This window comes from Aliivibrio fischeri (assembly GCA_038993745.2).
GTDB lineage: Bacteria > Pseudomonadota > Gammaproteobacteria > Enterobacterales > Vibrionaceae > Aliivibrio > Aliivibrio fischeri_B.
This window is the reverse complement of record CP160630.1, coordinates 696,776-715,961: the sequence shown is the minus strand read 5'-3', so window position 1 is coordinate 715,961 and position 19,186 is coordinate 696,776. Positions and strand designations below refer to the sequence as shown.

The 19,186-nt window shown below is 34.4% G+C and carries 24 protein-coding genes and 1 pseudogene; 23 read left to right on the top strand and 2 right to left on the bottom strand.

Features of this window, described 5'->3' with window-relative positions; all coding sequences use genetic code 11:
- Nucleotides 1-13 precede the first annotated feature (13 nt).
- Nucleotides 14-838, top strand: a complete 825-nt coding sequence (locus AAFX60_017410; protein XDF78967.1) for an HDOD domain-containing protein — start codon at nt 14-16, stop codon at nt 836-838.
- Nucleotides 839-840: 2 nt separating this feature from the next.
- Complete coding sequence (locus tag AAFX60_017405) at nt 841-1,014, top strand: hypothetical protein (protein XDF78966.1); 174 nt, start codon at nt 841-843, stop codon at nt 1,012-1,014.
- Nucleotides 1,015-1,020: 6 nt separating this feature from the next.
- Here the strand turns inward: AAFX60_017405 and AAFX60_017400 are convergent, their stop codons facing one another.
- On the bottom strand, nt 1,021-2,004 hold the full coding sequence (locus AAFX60_017400) for an integron integrase (protein XDF78965.1): 984 nt from the start codon (nt 2,002-2,004) through the stop codon (nt 1,021-1,023).
- 295 nt (nt 2,005-2,299) lie between these two features.
- Nucleotides 2,300-4,036, bottom strand: coding sequence for an NACHT domain-containing protein (locus tag AAFX60_017395; GenBank protein XDF78964.1), 1,737 nt, complete (start codon nt 4,034-4,036; stop codon nt 2,300-2,302).
- 277 nt (nt 4,037-4,313) lie between these two features.
- Between AAFX60_017395 and AAFX60_017390 the strand changes: the two genes are divergently transcribed.
- The 21 genes and pseudogenes from AAFX60_017390 to AAFX60_017290 all read left to right on the top strand — a co-directional run bounded on the left by AAFX60_017390 (nt 4,314) and on the right by AAFX60_017290 (nt 18,776).
- A complete protein-coding gene (locus AAFX60_017390; protein ID XDF78963.1) occupies nt 4,314-4,814 on the top strand; it encodes a hypothetical protein in 501 nt (166 codons plus the stop codon).
- Nucleotides 4,815-4,953: 139 nt separating this feature from the next.
- On the top strand, nt 4,954-5,637 hold the full coding sequence (locus AAFX60_017385; protein XDF78962.1) for a hypothetical protein: 684 nt from the start codon (nt 4,954-4,956) through the stop codon (nt 5,635-5,637).
- A gap of 143 nt (nt 5,638-5,780) precedes the next feature.
- Nucleotides 5,781-6,335 (top strand): hypothetical protein, encoded by a 555-nt coding sequence (locus AAFX60_017380; GenBank protein XDF78961.1) that lies wholly within the window; start codon nt 5,781-5,783, stop codon nt 6,333-6,335.
- A gap of 102 nt (nt 6,336-6,437) precedes the next feature.
- On the top strand, nt 6,438-6,902 hold the full coding sequence (locus AAFX60_017375; protein ID XDF80148.1) for an ASCH domain-containing protein: 465 nt from the start codon (nt 6,438-6,440) through the stop codon (nt 6,900-6,902).
- A 757-nt stretch (nt 6,903-7,659) separates the two neighbouring features.
- A complete protein-coding gene (locus AAFX60_017370; GenBank protein XDF80147.1) occupies nt 7,660-8,175 on the top strand; it encodes a hypothetical protein in 516 nt (171 codons plus the stop codon).
- Nucleotides 8,176-8,363: 188 nt separating this feature from the next.
- On the top strand, nt 8,364-8,798 hold the full coding sequence (locus tag AAFX60_017365) for a hypothetical protein (protein ID XDF80146.1): 435 nt from the start codon (nt 8,364-8,366) through the stop codon (nt 8,796-8,798).
- The gene (locus AAFX60_017360) at nt 8,795-9,223 is read left to right on the top strand and encodes a hypothetical protein (GenBank protein ID XDF80145.1); all 429 of its coding nucleotides are present in this window, start codon (nt 8,795-8,797) and stop codon (nt 9,221-9,223) included. Before AAFX60_017365 ends, AAFX60_017360 begins: the two co-directional genes overlap by 4 nt.
- A gap of 139 nt (nt 9,224-9,362) precedes the next feature.
- Nucleotides 9,363-9,863: a cold shock domain-containing protein gene (locus tag AAFX60_017355; protein ID XDF80144.1), complete on the top strand. Its 501-nt coding sequence runs from the start codon at nt 9,363-9,365 to the stop codon at nt 9,861-9,863.
- 295 nt (nt 9,864-10,158) lie between these two features.
- Nucleotides 10,159-10,365, top strand: coding sequence for a hypothetical protein (locus AAFX60_017350; GenBank protein ID XDF80143.1), 207 nt, complete (start codon nt 10,159-10,161; stop codon nt 10,363-10,365).
- A 179-nt stretch (nt 10,366-10,544) separates the two neighbouring features.
- Nucleotides 10,545-11,090: an AAA family ATPase gene (locus tag AAFX60_017345; protein XDF80142.1), complete on the top strand. Its 546-nt coding sequence runs from the start codon at nt 10,545-10,547 to the stop codon at nt 11,088-11,090.
- Nucleotides 11,091-11,270: 180 nt separating this feature from the next.
- On the top strand, nt 11,271-12,143 hold the full coding sequence (locus tag AAFX60_017340; protein XDF80141.1) for a hypothetical protein: 873 nt from the start codon (nt 11,271-11,273) through the stop codon (nt 12,141-12,143).
- Nucleotides 12,144-12,290: 147 nt separating this feature from the next.
- Nucleotides 12,291-12,590, top strand: coding sequence for a hypothetical protein (locus AAFX60_017335; GenBank protein XDF80140.1), 300 nt, complete (start codon nt 12,291-12,293; stop codon nt 12,588-12,590).
- Nucleotides 12,591-12,660: 70 nt separating this feature from the next.
- Nucleotides 12,661-12,966, top strand: coding sequence for a DUF4145 domain-containing protein (locus AAFX60_017330; GenBank protein ID XDF80139.1), 306 nt, complete (start codon nt 12,661-12,663; stop codon nt 12,964-12,966).
- 683 nt (nt 12,967-13,649) lie between these two features.
- Nucleotides 13,650-13,817, top strand: coding sequence for a hypothetical protein (locus tag AAFX60_017325; protein ID XDF80138.1), 168 nt, complete (start codon nt 13,650-13,652; stop codon nt 13,815-13,817).
- Nucleotides 13,818-14,203: 386 nt separating this feature from the next.
- Nucleotides 14,204-14,556: pseudogene (locus AAFX60_017320) on the top strand (tRNA-binding protein).
- Nucleotides 14,557-14,765: 209 nt separating this feature from the next.
- The gene (locus AAFX60_017315; GenBank protein ID XDF80137.1) at nt 14,766-15,176 is read left to right on the top strand and encodes a VOC family protein; all 411 of its coding nucleotides are present in this window, start codon (nt 14,766-14,768) and stop codon (nt 15,174-15,176) included.
- Between the two features lie 150 nt (nt 15,177-15,326).
- Nucleotides 15,327-15,773, top strand: a complete 447-nt coding sequence (locus tag AAFX60_017310; protein XDF80136.1) for a GyrI-like domain-containing protein — start codon at nt 15,327-15,329, stop codon at nt 15,771-15,773.
- Between the two features lie 162 nt (nt 15,774-15,935).
- Nucleotides 15,936-16,592, top strand: coding sequence for a hypothetical protein (locus AAFX60_017305; protein XDF80135.1), 657 nt, complete (start codon nt 15,936-15,938; stop codon nt 16,590-16,592).
- A gap of 133 nt (nt 16,593-16,725) precedes the next feature.
- Complete coding sequence (locus AAFX60_017300; GenBank protein XDF80134.1) at nt 16,726-17,172, top strand: GyrI-like domain-containing protein; 447 nt, start codon at nt 16,726-16,728, stop codon at nt 17,170-17,172.
- A gap of 155 nt (nt 17,173-17,327) precedes the next feature.
- A complete protein-coding gene (locus tag AAFX60_017295; protein XDF80133.1) occupies nt 17,328-18,032 on the top strand; it encodes an aspartate/glutamate racemase family protein in 705 nt (234 codons plus the stop codon).
- A gap of 132 nt (nt 18,033-18,164) precedes the next feature.
- Entirely contained in the window at nt 18,165-18,776 is a 612-nt protein-coding gene (locus AAFX60_017290) for a hypothetical protein (GenBank protein XDF80132.1), read from the top strand.
- Nucleotides 18,777-19,186 lie beyond the last annotated feature (410 nt).

Below are 19,186 nucleotides of genomic sequence, written 5' to 3'. Positions count from 1 at the left end.
GTGGAGAAAGAATATGGAACAAAATGAAATTTTAAGTCATGCTCACGAGTTACCAAAAATTCCGAAAGTGATCCGTGAAATGATGGAATTGGTAAATGATCCTGACGTTGAGTTGCAAGATTTATCAAAAACAATTTCACTTGAGCAAGTGGTGAGTGGTCGTGTATTACGTTTGGCTAACTCTGCGCATTTCTCGCGTGGTAAGAGCGTATCATCAGTTAACCAAGCGGTTGTACGCTTAGGTCTTGAGCCGCTTAAAACTCTGATTATTGCTTCTTCGCTTGTCAGTGCTTTTCCTTATGTAGAAGTGATAGATCTAGAAAATTTTTGGCAAGAAACTTTTGAAGTTGCGGTATTAAGTAAGGCTATTGGTGAAAGTTGTTCAGTTAACTCTAATGACGCTTTTACTGCGGGTATGCTGCATAACATCGGTGATTTGATGATTTATACCGTTATGGCAGATAAAGTTCCTGAGATCTTTGAGAAAATGGAAGCGGGTAGCTCGAAAGTTAGTGCACAACGTTCAACTATCAATACGGACAGTGCTGTTTTAGGAGCTAAATTGGCTGAGAGTTGGAGTTTCTCTAAAGAATTGGTTTTTGCTATTTCTGAACAATACGAACCAAAAGTTGATAACATTTATTCTCCACTGGCAGCAACGGTTCGTTTGGCGAATGCGATTAATCGTGAGTGGGATAAACTTGAAACACGTGATGCTAAAAAAGTATGGCTTTCTGAGCAGATCGAAGTGGATATTTTATTTGTGAATGAGAATGTGATTGAGCACATTGATGAAGTAAGAGGTTCGGGTGTCGAAATGGCTCGATTAGTTGTGTAATCATGCAAAAAGAGTGGATGTTATCGGCCTTAATTGGCGCTTTTTGTGCGATTGTTTCTTATTTAACTCCGGGCTTTATTGTTAGTAAGCTTTTTGTTGTTGTTGCTGTTTTCTTTTTGGCGAAAGCGATTAGAGCTATTTTCTATTCACTAAAACATCGCCAATATGAAATGTAATTATTGTTAATCAAAGTCTAATGGGCTTTTCGTTCCTGAGAAGTGTAAACCTATTACGTGAGTATAAATTTGGGTCGTTTTGATATCAGAATGACCCAATAATTCTTGTATTGTCCTTAGGTCTCCACCCCGTTCTAAAATTCGTGTCGCAAAGCTATGCCTGAATGTATGACTGCTGGCTTTCTTATCTATCTTAAGTTTTTTTATTGCATTAGTTACTTGTTTTTGAACGCTTCTATCTAACATGTGGTGCCGACGACGCTGACCTGAACGTGGATCTTTACTGATCTGTTTTGAAGGAAACACATATTGCCAACCATAACTTTTTGCTCTGTGAGGGTATTTTTTTGCAATGGCATTAGGTAGATAGACTTCATCATCCCCATTTATTGCATCCATTTTATGTTGTTGTTTTACAAACGCGAGTTGCGTTTTCAGCTCTGAAATGATGATCTCGGGTAGTACAGTAGTCCTGTCTTTATTACCTTTCCCGTTTCTTATGGTGATGGTTTTATGGATAAGATCGATGTCATCTACTCTTAGCCTTAATGCTTCGTTTATTCGTAAACCGCTTCCATACATAAGTTGTGCAATCAGCTTAGTGGGGTGGTTAAGTTCATTTATAACGGAGATGGCTTCACCATGAGTAAATACAGTTGGTAATTTAGTGGCTTTTTTAGAACGTTTAAATTCAAGATTATCGACAGGTTGTTGTAGGTATTCGCGACATAAAAATATGAGTGCGTTTAATGCGGTTTTTTGGGTATTTGGCGATACGTTTTGTTTTACGACTAAGTGCTCAAGGTAGGCTGGTATATCAAAGGCGTTAATTTCGTCTTTTGATGTGTAGTTGTTATGACGAATAAAGCAACTTATCCAATATATGTATTGTTTCTCTGTATTATAGGCTAGCGCACGTGTTCGAATGAAAATTCGAAGTTGATCGGTGAAGCGTTGTGAATCTGGTTTAAGATCTAATGGGATATCCATTTGCTTTGTTCGTAGTGGTTAATAGTGTATTGAGTGTAAGTCACCTCACTAGAGTTTCAATTTGGGTTCGTATATTTGAAGGTTAGATTAAATTTTAATGGAATTGTCAGTTTAATCAGTTACATGCATGTGAGGCTAAAAGTGAGATATACGAATCAATTACGTATAATTCTTTTGAAGTTTTAGTGGTTTTAGGTGTTAGGTTATTGGTTTTGAAATAGAATGTTGAGTTTATACGTACAGAAATATATTCAGTAGAGATTACGAATGTGGTGGGTATAATTAAATGTTATATTTACAATTTCCAAGCACGAATTATAGGTTCAATGAATTGAGTGTTAATTGCTTTTAAAAGTATGCTCCTTAAATCTTCGTCATTACTTATAATTTCTAAAACACTTATTTTCCTATCTTGACTAATTGATAAACTGTTTTTTTTAATTATTTCCTTGTCAATTATTATTTTAAGTGGAGTGATAGGTATTGATAGTATTTCTGCTATTTTTTCTATCTTTGTTAGATGAATGTTTTCCCCAATATATTCTATTTTTATTGTTTTCCATCTATCTATGTATATTAATGTGTTTTTTAAAAGTAAGTTAATTATTTTTAATGTGTAAGTTCTATCCTTTATAAACAAAAGATTAAGTTTATTCTTTTTATAGGCGTATTCTAAAAGGTAGTGTCTATAGTTCACATTATCAATGTTCTTTAAAAATAATATGACATTGTCATAAATGGAACTTTCAATTTTATTATAAATATCAGTATAAATATCAATTTTTTCATTTATAACTAGTTTTTGTATGTATCTAGCTGCATGGTATTCTTGTATTGATTTATGGAGAAATACAAACTTATCAAACCCATCCTTTTTTATTAAATTTGTAATCTCAACAATATCCTTAATAACGTTTTGTGCACTTGCTTGTAGATTTAGTTTTTGTACGCTTATTTTAGCTATTTCTAAAAGTCTTTCTTCACCAAATTCATACTCTGCATTTTTAATTCCTTCAAAACAGATTGTAGAAAAAGCATTAACAGCATCTATAGAGTCTAGTTTAGCTTTATGATAGCGAGGTGTATTTTTTAGTTCATCGTGTCTAGTATATAACGTACTAAACAATTTAGAATAAAATTGTTGTGTATTCGTTGGGATTTCATCCCAATGTGGATAACAAACGTAGAATAAACTAACAAGAATAGGAGTTTGAATTGCCTCAATCAAACTAGGGTTGTTTTTAATAATTCGAACTAAGCCTTTATGCTCTTCAGGTTTAGCTAGTTTTTTTAATAAATGAATAACTTCATTTTTATTCAAAAACTGTAAATTTGCATTTAATACACCAGCGCAATTACATGCGTGTGAACCAGGTCTTGATGTTATAACTATGGGGCATTTTAATCGGATATGTATTGAGTTTATGCTATCTAAAGTGTCTATTTGTAGATCAGGGTGAATTTCATCAAAACCATCTAAAATCAAAACTATTTTTTTACTCATTAGTAAAAATTCTAGATCTTTATAAGTAATTTTTATTCCGATTGCTTTTAGCATATCCATTATAGAAGTTAATATATCTCCAGCTTTTACTCTCTTTAATTCTAAGAAAATAGGCATTCGTTTGGCACGTCGAGACTCCTCAAGAATAAACTTACGCATAACAGTGCTTTTGCCTTGACCTGCAAGTCCAATGATATTGAGTATTCCCATATACTCAATTTTAAAATCGTCATCAATTGTATATTCTAAAGGTTGGCCAGAATATGTGGAATATTTCATTCTAATCGGGTAATAAACATTATCGATATAAACATCGCTTTCTGGGCTAGATAATGTTCGGAAGTGTAATTGATTATATAGAATTTTTTCTATGTATTGTTCTCTAATAATGGGATCGAAAAACTGGTTTGATATACGTTTTCCTTGATCTGTAAATATTGGCCAATCTTTCTCAAACACTTTGGTGGTAAGTTGTTTGAACGTTTCAGCAATTACTCCGATACCAACAGCTGTTATTAAACTATTCATATTTATTTTTCATTTATAATCAAGGATATGTATCTTATACAAATCAACAAGTTGAGTCTACAGTATATCCTTTAAAAGAAGAATTTAGTTGGAAACTAAGTGATGTATTGAAAGTGTATGGGATAAATTGTAAATATAACAAATGCATCAACACGATTTGCTACACTCGGCGTTGTCAGTTTGCCTTTAGTTTCAGTGATTAAGGCGTTAAAATTCAGCTAGGTCTGCATGGTAGCAAACGTGTTATGCAGGCGTTATATTTTTATTTAGGATGGTTATGGACATTGAAGAAGCACTAACAAAAATCCCAGTTTATTTCCTTATATGGCTTTTCGCTGTGATTATGATTCTTAAATTAATCTTGTTCAATCGTAGAATACGTAAAATGCCAAAATCAAATCGCCTTATACATACTGGTATATATATTGGCTTTGTTACGGCATTTTTCTCTATCGCAAGCTTGGAAGTTAAAGACTTATTGTTTATTAATATAGACTCAGAAAGTAATAGTGAAGCAGTGAAAACTGCAGGAGAGCATCTAAAAACAGCAATAAGTAGCTATGTAAGTTGGTTTGGTCAGATGGTATCTATTGTTGGCTCTGCGCTAACAGGTGGTTTTATCACCACAGGTATAATATTGAAGTTTGAGGCAATGCCAGAACCAGAACCTGTTACTCTAGATAAGGGGGTTATTGGAATTCAACAAGATAATCGAAAATTAGATGATTTTGCAGCAGTAAGTGAGTCCGTTTCTTGTGCCTTTCAGAAAAAAATATAACAAATGCATCAACACGATTTGCTACATTCGGCATTCTAGGTTTCTTTAAGTTTACCGTGTTAAGTGGTAAATTTGAGCTTAATTTGCATGGTAGCAAACGTGTTATGCAGGCGTTAACAGAACAATTTGAGGGTAATTAATGGCTGATAGTCAAATCGCATTTTGGGCAATGATTGGTACGTGGGTAGCTGGAATAGCAACATTTTTAGCTGTCGCGACATCTCTCTATTTATCAACATCAGCACGCAAAGCTAAATTATTGATAAGAATGAAATGTTGTTTTAATAATAATATTGAGCTAACGATATTAAATCGTGGCCATGTCTACGTTGAAATTGAAAAGGTTAATTTAGTCGTTAAAGGTCTTTTTTCAATTAAAGATGAATACGATAGTGGTTATTGGGGCGATTTAATTCGATGGTATTTTGAAAATGATGAGTTTGATGTCGAAAAATTAAAATTATTTCCAAATAGTGATTCAAGGAAAATTGAAATCGAACTTGATAGTATTGAAATGCAATACAAAAAATTTCTTCCGTATAACGACGAAGGTAATATTATAAAGCCGGTAAAAATGCCTAAATGTCATATAGGAATTTTTTTAACAAGTGGCGAAGTTTTCTATATTAAGTTACCGAGTAATTTTTACTATTTATATAGAGAAACGATAGGAAGTCAGCATGATAGAGAACTTGCTCAGTTAAGTAATGAACCAAGTCGTTATTATTTCTATGATTCACCAGAAGAATTACATCAAAAACAACAATCTGTATTAAATGAATATTTAAAAGCGCGTCGAAATTATAATTTATTGTTCTGTTAACAAATGCATCAACACGATTTATTACACTCGGCGTTCTGGGTTTGCCTTGGGTTTCGTGATTAAGGCGGTTAATTCAGGTTGATTGGCATAGTAATAAACGTGTTATGCAAGCGTTATGCCCTTAAATAGTAGTGAGAAATAGAATGGGTGAACTCAAAGAGTGGAAAGAAATCATAGCTGCATTAATTGCTTTTTTTGCGGTTATTTTCAGTCAATTTTGTTTGTTTTTTCGTACGAGAGCTGATCATAGAAATGAACAAAACTCGATAATTAGACAAGAAAAGCTAAAGAAGGTTGAAGAGATTTTCGAGATTTTACTTCAGATTAGAATGATCTTGATAAAAGATAACTTGATTAAAGAGTCTGATTTTAATGATATTCCGTTAGAACGAATGAAAGTTATAGCAAAAGCTTCTGATAAAAGTTTAAAGGATATTTTAGAACTGAAAATGAAATTGAGACTTCTAATTTTAATGTATACGCCAGAATTAACACCTGATCTTATTAACTTTGAAAGTAACGAGGATAACTTTGGTCGTGTATGTTTTGATTATATTAGAACATCTAATGCAAAAGTTGGTTTGTATGCATTTATCGAAAGAAAAACAGAAGTAATTGAATCTTTGAATCATTTACAGACCAAATTAAGTAATTACCCTCAACAATTGGGCATAACAAAGCAATCAACACGATGCTAATTACACTCGGTGTTTGTGGTTTGAGGTATAATTGGTTTGGAAAGTAAATCGTTCGCACGTGTTATTGCGGCGTTATATTGCGAAAATAATTAAGAGGATTTCATGGAAGAACAGTCTCAAATCTACTTGAATAAGTACCTAAGTTCACTTTCTGAAACTGAGCGTAAAAAATATCAATCATTCAGTTCTGACTATTTCTGCGCTGATGAGCATAATGCCAATTTATGTGCAGAATTAATCCGAATTGGTCAAAAGACAGCAACTTGTAGCTTAAATGTTTGGTATGAATCTGGTGAAGAACCAATGCCAACTGTTGGTCATTTACAAGTGGTCGTTGATTGGAATGGGAACCCAATTTGTATCATTGAAATAGATTCAGTTGAAACGTGTAAATATAACGAAGTTACGGCTGAGTTTGCTCATGCAGAAGGCGAGGGCGACCGTTCATTAAAATGGTGGCGTGAAGCTCATTGGCGTTTCTTTGCTGCTGAATGTTCAGAGTTAAATATTAAGCCTAGTGAGGACATGGTTCTTGTATTGGAACGATTTCATGTTGTTTATCAATAGGCAATATAACAAAGCAATCAACACGATGCTAATTACACTCGGCGTTTGTGGTTTGAAGTATAATTGGTTTGGAAAGTAAGGTGTTCGCACGTGTTATTGCGGCGTTACACGAACTCTAAGAACGCAGTTTTTTGGCTCAGTTCAGTTATTGAACCGTTAGTTTTTTAGGCGTGAAAGTAGGGTGGATTTCCTTTTTCTTTGTTGCCTTTTAATATTTGTATCATCAGGTTCGGCAATTGACTATTATTGCCAAAAGTTCATGGATTTCAGAAACTAATTCACGCTTCAATTGTTCATGGTTTTGCCTCATTTTATCCTGTATCAGTGTTTTGCTTGCCACATTTTCAATCCCAATTGTGGCAAGGATATTTGGTTTATCAGCTCCAAACTTGCTGAAATCAAATCGTACAAATGGTGTAAGAAAAAGGGATTGTTTCGTTTCACAGTTATTGCTGTTGAAATGATATTTTGCTCGCTTAATTGAGCCAGTCTAATTAAACTCAATTTACAGTAAATCTTGGTAAATCAATTCTTTATCAAGTTAATGGAAGCGTTGACAAAGATCGTGTAACAAAGCAATCAACACGATGCTAATTACACTCGGCGTTTGTAGTTTGAAGTATAATTGGTTTGGTCGAGTTGGTCGTTCGCACGTGTTATTGCGGCGTTATGTGGCCATTTAAACGAATCATTAAACTCAATGGTGAAGAAAAATATAGAGTATGTATAATTTAACCATATTTGAATTGGGGGTAATATGAAGTTTGGTAAATTTATTTGTATGTTGGCTATATGCACTTTTTCAACATCGGCGTTATCTGAATTAGAATGGCATAGAAGTGATTGGGGGAAATCATTAATTTTCAACGAAAATTCTGCTGATGTATCTGCATATGGTAAAAATGATAAAGGCGAAACAACAGCTTTTACGGTGGGGGGACTAGTTTCGCTTTCAAAAAACAATCAACAGAGAATCTATTTTTTTGTTCAATATGGTGAAGGAAAAAATTGGTTAAATACGTGTACACAGAGTGATTATGAAAAAGTTGCAGAGAACACATATGTAAAAGAAAAAGTATGGAAAATAAATAATCAAAATATAAAAATGTCAACATACTGTAGTACAACTCCTTCGGGAAATTATGAATTGTCAGCAACACCAGCAACAGCCGCTGGTGAAAACTTTGTAAAAAAACAATTTATGAACTCTAATGACACCGTACATATTGATAATGGTGATTTTAATATCAACATGAGTGCTATTGTTTTATGAAGGTATGGAATAATTACGGCGGTGATGCAATTTAGCCACATAACAAATGCATCAACACGATTTACTACACTCGGCATCTCAGGTTGTCGGGTGTTTCTCGTTTTAAGGCGTCAATTTTAAGTATAATTGCTTGGCAGTAAACGTGTTATGCAGGCGTTAGAACCATTCAAATTAGTTAGGAGAATTACTTGAAAAAGAACTATCATGGCTCGACAGCAAGTGCTATCAACGCTATTCATGTGGGTGATCTAGATTGGACTTTAGGTGGCGGTGAATTAGGTAAAGGTTTTTACACTACTCCAGATATATGGGTTGCTTCAAAGGCTTCTTGGAACTGTGATAAAGATGAAAGTGTTTCAGTAGTTGAACTGATAGTGAGATATCCTGATTGTAGGAAATTGCATCAGGAAGTATTCGATTTACATTACGCACAATTAGAGAGAGAAAAAATAAAGGCAATGTCGGGAAACGGTCCTAGAAACTTTGTTTACGATTTTTTCGATGTTATTCAGTCTCCAATAGTGGGAAAAGAAAAATATAATATAAACCTGCAACACAAATGGCAGTCAAGAGTTGCTCAGGATTTATTGAATTCAAACCGAGTTACAAGGACTATAAAATGAGTCTAGTATATGACTTTATAGAATTATCTTTCAGAAAATTGATTTTTCCAATTGAAAGACCTAGAGGGACAAGTAAGTTTACGTCATTTTTTTTAAGTTTTGATGACTACCTTGAAGAACGAAAAATATTTAGCTTTCATGCTGTTCAAAACGAGCAACTTGAAACTCATTATCTTTTTAGGGTTTCACATAATCTCTTTGTTGTCCCTCATGCCGTTTATGGAAATATTTTCTTTGGCGTAAGTCTCATAAGTGATTCTTGCGAGTATATTGGTAGTTCAAAAGAGGTAGCAAAAGACAGTAAGTTTATTAGATTGTTTCCTCTAGACAATGATGAGTTAAATCACTTGTGCGAATATCATAAATTCTTCTTTGTAGGTTATGTTGATAGAAGTATTGAGCGAGTCGTAGAAGAATTGTTCTAACAAATGCATCAACACGATTTGCTACATTCGGCATTCTAGGTTTCTTTGGTTTTACCATATTAAGTGGTAAATTTGAACTTATTCTGCATGGTAGCAAACGTGTTATGCAGGCGTTATATTGCCAGTGAAAAGGAAAGGTATGAAAGGTAAAATCATAAAATGGGTTGATGATCGTGGTTTTGGGTTTATTCAAAGTGACAATGCGTCAGGTAATATATTCGCTCACATCTCTCAATTTAAAAAAGGTTACCGTCGGCCACAAGTTGGTGATGAGGTAGCATTTTTAATTGAATATAAAAATGATAAAACGAATGCTAAATCTATTTCACTAATCGGTGTTCAACCATCTAAATCTAGAAGCTCTTTCGTAACAAAAATTTTGGTGTTGGCTGTTATCACAATCGGCATACTTGGCTATCAATTTTTGTCAAAAAGTAACGTATCTAAAAACGACTCAGCACCTTTACTTATTACAACGCCTGCATATGAAAATATGGGGTTTAGCTGTGATGGAAAAACTTACTGTAGCGAAATGAGGTCATGTGACGAAGCTAAGTTCTACATTGCTAATTGTCCAAATACAAAAATGGATGGAGATGGCGATGGTGTACCTTGTGAAAGTCAGCACTGTAATTTTTAGTAGGCAATATAACAAATGCATCAACACGATTTGCTACATTCGGCATTCTAGATTTCTTTGGGTTTACCGCATTAAGTGGTAAATTTAAGTTTAATCTGCATGGTAGCAAACGTGTTATGCAGGCGTTATGCGTTTCGGTAACATTTCATTTTCTATCATTCTTAGCGATATATTTTTTTGAGTAATCGCACAGACTTCAAATAGTGAGCTATGCATTTTATTTCTGCATCAAAGTATTATTTTTATCACCATGCTACTTTAATTGGATGCATTCATTAAATTTGGAAATGGGAATATGACTTATAAAAAAGTACAGGAATACGTGAAAAGAAAATATAACTTTTCAGTTAAAAGTTGTTGGATAGCTCATATAAAAGAATTGAATGGGATTAAAATGAAACAAGCTCCCAATCGTCTATCATCAACGGAGAGAAAATATCCATGCCCAGAAGAAAAAATCTTGGTTGTAAAGAATGCAATGAAAAAATTCGGACTGATATAGTCCGTTTAGTCGTAATATTCACCATCGAATAATACGCATAACAAATGCATCAACACGACTTGCTACACTCGGCGTTGTCAGTTTACCTTTAGTTTCAGTGATTAAGGCGTTAAAATTCAGCTAGGCCTGTATCGTAGCAAACGTGTTATGCAGGCGTTAGCTGTTTCAAGGAGGAAGATTTGAATCAAGATAATTTTATAATCCTTACTGGTGGTCCTAGCTCTGGGAAAACAACTGTTATTAACGCGTTAAAAGCAAGAAATTTTTTTTGCTCTGAAGAAGCTGGACGTAAAATCATTCGGAATCAACTAGAGCAAAAGGGAGATGCATTACCTTGGGCTAATAAACAAGCTTTTGATAACTTAGTGTTAAGATATGGAATCGCTTCTTACCTCAAGAATCAAAGTAAAAATAACATAGTATTTTTTGATAGAAGTATTGTTGATGTGCTTGCTTTTTTTAACCTTGAGAAAGTTAAAATAAGTGATGTACTTGTTTCAAAAATTACTAATTTTAAATATCATTCGAAGGTTTTTATTTTTCCACCTTGGAAAGATATTTTTACTAATGACAATGAGCGGAGAGAAGACTTTAATGTTGCGATAAATTTTTATAATGAAATTATCGTTGCTTACGAAAAATCAGGTTATGAGTTAGTTGAGGTTCCTTTTGGTACAGTAGACGAAAGGGTTAAGTTTATTTTGGCCAAATTAGAAAACAGCTAACAAATGCATCAACACGATTTGCTACATTCGGCATTCTAGGTTTCTTTGAGTTTACCGTATTAAGTGGTAAATTTGAGCTTAATTTGCATGGTAGCAAACGTGTTATGCAGGCGTTATGTGATTGGAGAAATAAATGAGCTTATTTGATCTGCCTAATGAGCATTTTAAAGCAAGACAAAAGTGTTACTTGCTGATCTATCAAATTCAATGTCCATTAGTTCGAAGTATCTACATGATGAATTTATACAAAGTGAAAAGTTGATTTTAGCAAGAGACTTTTGTAATTATGAACTAATGGATGCTCCTCAAGCTCGTAGTGATCACCTATCTAAAGTTGATATATTTCCATGGATAGAAGCGGCGAGAGAATTAGATCGTTCTTTATCTTTAATGCTTATGTGCCAATATAAAAGTGTTTATGATTGCTTGAGAAGAGCTCTTGAATTAATCATAACAGGATCTTATTTTGTATTAGACAATGTAGAAAAAGAAAAGGGTAATGAATGGCTCAATTCAAAGAGAGGTACGCCTAATTTTAAACGCGCAGTTAAAGGGTTACTTGTAAAAGAAGAGTTCTTACTGTGTAACCAAGAATGCCAATGGGAAGATAATGTTCTGCAATTATATTGGGAACTATGTGATGTTATTCATGTTAAAGGAACCGATAATGGTATAGATAAAATATCACCGTCACGGGCGTCAATTAATGGTATAGGTTACTATGGCTTTGATAAAAATGCTTGCGATCAAGCAGTTCATTTTTTTATTAAAACTGTTGAAGAAATCTCGGTAATCGTTGTTTTAAGTAACCCAATATTGCTAAACGGCTTTGATTTGGATCGTAAGTTTGGAATGAACGCTCCCTTTTCAGGTTTTTTATATGAAGGACAATCTGATAATGTTCAAGAACTTCATCCTCAGAAATATAAGATGTTTATGGATAACTTGAGAAAGGAAAGTCAAGAAATCAAAGATATAGTTCAATGGTTTGAATCGCTTCCTGATTTAACTGAAGATGATCTCAAGAGTCAGATGGAAAGCATGCCATTTTAGAATCACATAACAAATGCATCAACACGATTTGCTACACTCGGCGTTGTCAGTTTGCCTTTAGTTTCAGTGAGTAAGGCGGTAAAATTTAGCTAAGTCTGTATAGTAGCAAACGTGTTATGCAGGCGTTATAAGCAAAAAGGAAACATTGTGTTAGAAATTGAAAAAATTCACTGCAATACGTGTGGCTGTAAAACAAATCATGAGCTTAAATTTTCGCATTCAAAGCATGAGTATGATGAAGTAGATATCGAAGGTGAAAACTATCTTCGTTGGTACGAAGAGTCTGATTTTTTGTTCTGGGTGTGTCGTGGGTGTGATACTGCATGTTTGGAAGAGCGGTATACACATTCAGGAATGTATGACGCTAATAATGATAAAATATATGGGTCTATTTTTAGTCCCGAAAGGAATTGGAATATAAGAAACCCAAAAGGTTTTACACATTAATGCGAAACTTAACAGTGTTTATAACGATATAATTAAAGCTTTTCAAGTTGGTTTAGGTGTCCCAACAGCAATGTCAATACGTTCATTATTAGAAGCAGTGTGTATTGACCAAGGTATATCTGACCAGCAAGTTTGGAAATTTGATAAAAAAATTGAAAAGTTGCAAGAAGTTGCCGGTATTCCTGAAAGTATTATTGAGGGATTAAAAAGTATCAAATTTATTGGTGATGACGCTGCTCATCGACTTATAAGCCCAGATAAAGCAACTCTAGCATTCGCCTTAGATCTTTTAGAAGCTTTACTAGTTCATTTGTATGAAGCTAAATTTGAATTACATCTAAAAGCAGAGCAAATGAAAACTTTAAATATTCAATGAATTTGCTTATAACAAATGCATCAACACGATTTACTACACTCGGCACCTCAGGTTGTCGGATGTTTCTCGTTTTAAGGCGTCAATATTAAGTATAATTGCATAGTAGTAAACGTGTTATGCAGGCGTTATACGAAATCAATGACGTCCAAATTATAAATATTTAATAGTAACCTACCTGATTTTACAGTTAGTAAGACAGTGTCAATGTAATAAAATCGTAGTCACTCCTTACTTATGTGTTGCTGTAGACAAGCATTTCATGTCTGGGACTCAATTTTAGCCAATGAGTCCCTTTTTTTGTGCTGAGGAATGTAGCGTTAAAAAGAAACCTGTCTTATTTTACAGTTGGTTTAGAGTGATTCCAGTAATAGACTAGAACTCCTCACTAATTTTGTGTTGCTGTGTATAGGCGTTTCACGTTCAGGGCTCGATTCCAGTCATCGAGCTCTTTTTTTATTCATACCTCTTGTGTTGTTTTAGCTGTGATGAGCTGTAATTTATTTTAAGTTTTGTATATGTGCTTATTCAAACTAAAGTAGATACGTATAACAAATGCATCAACACGATTTGCTACACTCGGCATTCTAGGTTTCTTTTGGTTTACCGTATTAAGTGGTAAATTGGGGCTTAATCTGCATGATAGCAAACGTGTTATGCAGGCGTTATGTGCACAAGGAGGTTTTATGAAATTTTTATCAATTATTGAATCGATACTTAAGAATCGCTCAAAACGAAGAAAAGAAGTTCAATCTGGTCGTTTAATAGATGAATTTGCTGAAGCTGAATTTCAAGAATCATTGGAAGTAGCACGAAAATTTGAGCCGAAAACTTACGATAAATATAAAGATTAAGGGATTATTATGACGTTAAATGAATTGGGTGACAGGTTATCTGACATGTATAACAATGCACCACTCAATGAGTCGGTTGCGATGATCCATCTTTTTTCAATTCAATATGCACATGAGATACGAGATTTGAATGTTTCTTGTAAAGCGGTATAAGGCTGCAAAAATTAATGAATCATATGGAGCTGAAATTAGTAAAGGAATTAAGTTAAGTAAATATGTGACTCTAAAATAAGCACATAACAAATGCATCAACACGATTTACTACACTCGGCATCCTAGGTTGTCGGGTGTTTCTCGTTGTAAGGCGTCAATTTTAAGTATGATTGCATAGTAGTAAACGTGTTATGCAAGCGTTATGGCTCAAAAATAAATTAAAGAGAATTAAAATGGAATATGCACCAATTAAAGAACTTATCGCATTCGGTGACTTTGAAAAATTAGATATACGAGTGGGACGATTACAGCTGTCTCTGATGTTAAGAAATCCAATAAATTAATGAAGTTGACCGTAGACTTTGGTGACCATGAACGTTCGATTCTTGCTGGTATTAAGCAAGAACGTGAAAATCCATCTGAAATTGAAGGTAAGCAGGCTCTATTTGTTGTTAATTTACCTGAGCAGAAGATGGCTGGTGAAATATCTCAAGGTATGCTGTTTGATATTGGTTATGCAGATAAATTAACTCCTTGTTTGGCTATGCCAGAAACTCCAATGCCAAATGGTAGTAGAGCAGGTTAGATTCTTGTCGTAGATTCTAAGCCATAACAAATGCATCAACACGATTTGCTACATTCGGCATTCTAGGTTTCTTTGAGTTTACTGTGTTAAGTGGTAAATTTGAGTTTAATCTGCATGGCAGCAAACGTGTTATGCAGGCGTTATATGCAAAAATGAGTTTATGAGCTAAATAGGGTAGAATTCTATTTTTGAACTGTAGTGAGCCACGAATGAATAAGCCTATCGAACAAAGAATTGGTAATATTGCCTTAGTTGTTGAAAACTATGATGATGCAATTGAATTTTATACTAAAAAACTACAATTTGAACTTGTCGAAGATACGGATTTAGGCGGTGGTAAACGTTGGGTTCAAATATCTCCACCTAATTCAACAGGAACAAATTTACTATTGGCTCAAGCAAGTAATGATGACCAATTAAAATCAGTTGGTAATCAAGCTGGCGGTCGTGTTTTCTTATTTCTTCAAACTAATGATTTCTGGCGTGACTATGAGTTTATGAAAGCTCAAGGTGTTGAGTTTACTGAAGAGCCACGCGTTGAAGAATACGGCACAGTTGTTGTATTTAAAGACTTATACGGTACAAAATGGGACTTATTGCAGTTAAATCAAGCTAACTAAGTCTATAGCATATAACAAATGCATCAACACGATTTGCTACACTCGGTGTTGTCAGTTTGCCTTTAGTTTCAGTGATTAAGGCGTTAAAATTCAGCTAGGTCTGTATAGTAGCAAACGTGTTATGCAGGCGTTATGTAAATGGAGTCAAAAATGGAAATTGTACAGGTAAAGAGTTTTATTGTTCAGGGGCTGCACATCAGAACGTGTAATGAGCTCGAAATTAATCCAGATACAGCGAAAATCCCACAACACGTACAGTTTGTCGATTCAAATGTAGGTATTGATTATAAATCGGGTGCTCGTGCGTACAGTGTTTATTATAACTATGAATCTGACGTAACAGGGGACTTTGACATTCTTATGGGTTCAAATGAAGTATCTTCATCAGAAGTCGCTTTAACCTCCGTTGAAATAGTTGCTGGCCAATACTTAAAATTTGAATCGGAAGGCGAATTTCCAGAAGCTGTAATAAACGCTTGGAAGTCTGTTTGGGCATATTTTAGCTCTTCAAATTGTGAGCATGCTAGGGCTTACTCTACAGATTTTGAGCATTATGAGAATGTGAATAAAGTCAGTGTTTATATTGCGCTGAAGTAATTTACATAACAATCGCATCAACACAATTTATTACACTCGGCGTTCTGGGTTTGCCTTGGGTTTCGTGATTAAGGCGATTAATTCAGGTTGGTTTGCATAGTAATAAACGTGTTATGCAAGCGTTATGTGTTCGGTCCATATAGTAAGATTGAGTGTGGTAAAATGAAAAATGTAGTAGATGGATTGGCTAATGATTTGATAAATAAACCATTTTTGGTGAATTTAGAATATTATGTTATATATCTTATTTTGTTTTTATGTATAGTTTCATTAGTAGCTCTTTTCAAAAGCTTATATTCCGAAAAAGCAAAGTTCCTTGCTATTGAAGATAGTCTAAATATTATTCGAAAGCAAACAGAGCTTACAGCGAGTGTAACTGAAAAAATTAAAAATGATTTTGAATACGAGTATTGGAAAAAAAAAGAAAACGATCAATTACGCAGAGAGAAACTAGAGCAATATGTACTGTTGGCTATGGGGATAAAAGACGTTCTTCATAAAGAAATGGAAGAGAAATATTTTGGTTCTAAAAATGAATATGATGATCAAATGTGGATTAAAGCTGAATTGATTCAAGGCTTATATTTACCAGAATTTGATGCGGAACACCTAGAATTAAGCAGTGCTGTTAGGAATTATAAAATTTGGTTAGCTAAAGGTTTACAAGAATTATCGGAAAAGAAAATGAATAATGATTTACCATCTACTATTAGTTCCGAGCATATGAAAAATTATAGTGAATTACTTAAACCTTTCATACAATCATCGAGTAATATTCAAGAAAAAGCTAGGATTTTATTGAGTGGTTTGAATACATAACAAATGCATCAACACGATTTGCTACATTCGGTATTCTAGGTTTCTTTGGGTTTACCGTGTTTAGTGGTAAATTTAGGCTTGATCTGCATAGTAGCAAACGTGTTATGCAGGCGTTATGTAAATGGAGTCAAAAATGGAAATTGTACAGGTAGAGAGTTTTATTGTTCAGGGGCTGCACATCAGAACGTGTAATGAGCTCGAAATGAATCCAGATACAGCGAAAATCCCACAACACGTACAGTTTGTCGATTCAAATGTAGGTAATGATTATAAGTCGGGTGCTCGTGCGTACAGTGTTTATTATAACTATGAATCTGACGTAACAGGGGACTTTGACATTCTTATGGGTTCAAATGAAGTATCTTCATCAGAAGTCGCTTTAACCTCCGTTGAAATAGTTGCTGGCCAATACTTAAAATTTGAATCGGAAGGCGAATTTCCAGAAGCTGTAATAAACGCTTGGAAGTCTGTTTGGGCATATTTTAGCTCTTCAAATTGTGAGCATGCTAGGGCTTACTCTACAGATTTTGAGCATTATGAGAATGCGAATAAAGTCAGTGTTTATATCGCGCTGAAGTAATTTACATAACAAATGCATCAACACGATTTGCTACACTCGGCGTTGTCAGTTTGCCTTTAGTTTCAGTGATTAAGGCGTTAAAATTCAGCTAAGCCTGTATGGCAGCAAACGTGTTATGCAAGCGTTATATTGCTTTTTAAGGTATGGAGTACAAAATGAAAACAATTGGGATGTTAGGTGGTATGAGTTGGGAATCTACCGCAAGTTATTACAAAGCTATTAATGAAGGTGTAAAAACTGAACTTGGTGGACTTAATTCTGCGAAAATCTGCCTATACAGCGTAAATTTTGATGACATCGAAAAGTTACAACATCAAGGTAAGTGGGATGAAACTGCATTAATACTTTCAGAGGCTGCAAAATCGGTTGAAGCTGGTGGTGCTGATTTCCTACTTATTTGTACTAACACAATGCATAAAGTAGCTTCTGAAATTGAAAGTAGCATATCAATCCCAATTCTTCATATTGCCGATGCAACAGCTAATAAATTGGTTATTGATGGCATTAAAAAAGTTGGGCTGCTTGGTACTCGTTTTACTATGGAGCAGGATTTCTATAAAAGTCGTTTGGTCGAAAAATTTGGTATTGAAGTTGTTGTACCAGAAGAGAATGATCGTACGACTGTTCATAACATTATTTATGATGAATTGTGCAGAGGTGTTATTAACTCTGACTCAAGAGAAAAGTATTTAAGTATCGTTAAAAGTTTGCATGAGCAGGGCGTTGAAGCTGTTATTTTAGGTTGCACTGAAATAGCTCTACTTATTCAGCAATCACATACAGAAGTTCCATTATACGACACAACTGAAATTCATGCGGCTCAAGCTGTAGAATTAGCGATTTCAGATATGGCAATATAACAAATGCATCAACACGACTTGCTACATTCCGCGTTATAGGTTTCTTTAGTTTACCGAGTTAAGTGGCAAATTTAGGTTTAATCTGCATAGTAGCAAACGTGTTATGCAGGCGTTATAAGTAAAGGAGGTAAAATGTACGATTGTGATTCAGCTAGCCAAAATTCATATTATGCTCAATTCCCAAGGCTATGTTACGGATGGGTATATATTGCTATTGATATACGTGATATGGGAATGTCGAAAATTGGATTAACGTCAATTCAAGATCCGGTTGTAAGAATATCCCAAGGTAAAACATATAATCCATTTATAATGCCATTTGCTGCATATGAGCTTTCTAAGTGTACATTTGGTGTATCAAAAGAAGAATTGGGTGATATGGAGGCTAATTTGCATAGTAGAAGTGGTTTTGGAAAACCCTTGCAACACTTATCTTCTGGACGGGATTCTGAATGGTTTTATATTGATCCTGATTCAGCAGAAAATCAAATGGATATGTATATAGCTAAACGAGGTTTTGCAGTCGATAGAAAGTATTTATATACGTATAATTCAGGATATGAAAAATTTGGTGGTATTGTTCCTGAACGAATGCAGAAAATAAAAACTATATATCGTCCAGAACCACAGCGCTTTTATAATATGGCAATTAATCGGGGTCTGCGGTTTGAGCAATTTCGTAATTATTATGATTATTTGGTAAATTTTCATGATAGGGATGATGATGGGAAAATTTACTTATAACAAATGCATCAACACGATTTGCTACACTCGGCGTTGTCAGTTTGCCTTTAGTTTCAGTGATTAAGGCGTTAAAATTCAGCTAGATCTGTATCGTAGCAAACGTGTTGTGCAGGCGTTGTGCGTACTGAGTCCGAAATTTTTTGCACGGTGCATCAATAGAAACGAGACTTTTTTAAACGCTATTTAGATATCGCAAATCCTCTTCTTTGTTGCCTTTTAGTGTTCTTTTCATCAGGTTCGGCAATTAAGCATTGTCGGCCTAAATTCAGGCGTTTCAGAGGCTATTTTACGCTTCAATGGTTCTTTGGTGTTGCCTCATTTTAGCCTGCATCCGTGTTTTTCTCGCCGCATTTTCAATCCTAGTTGTGGTGAGGGTATTTGGTTTTTTAGTTCCAAATTTGCTGAAACCA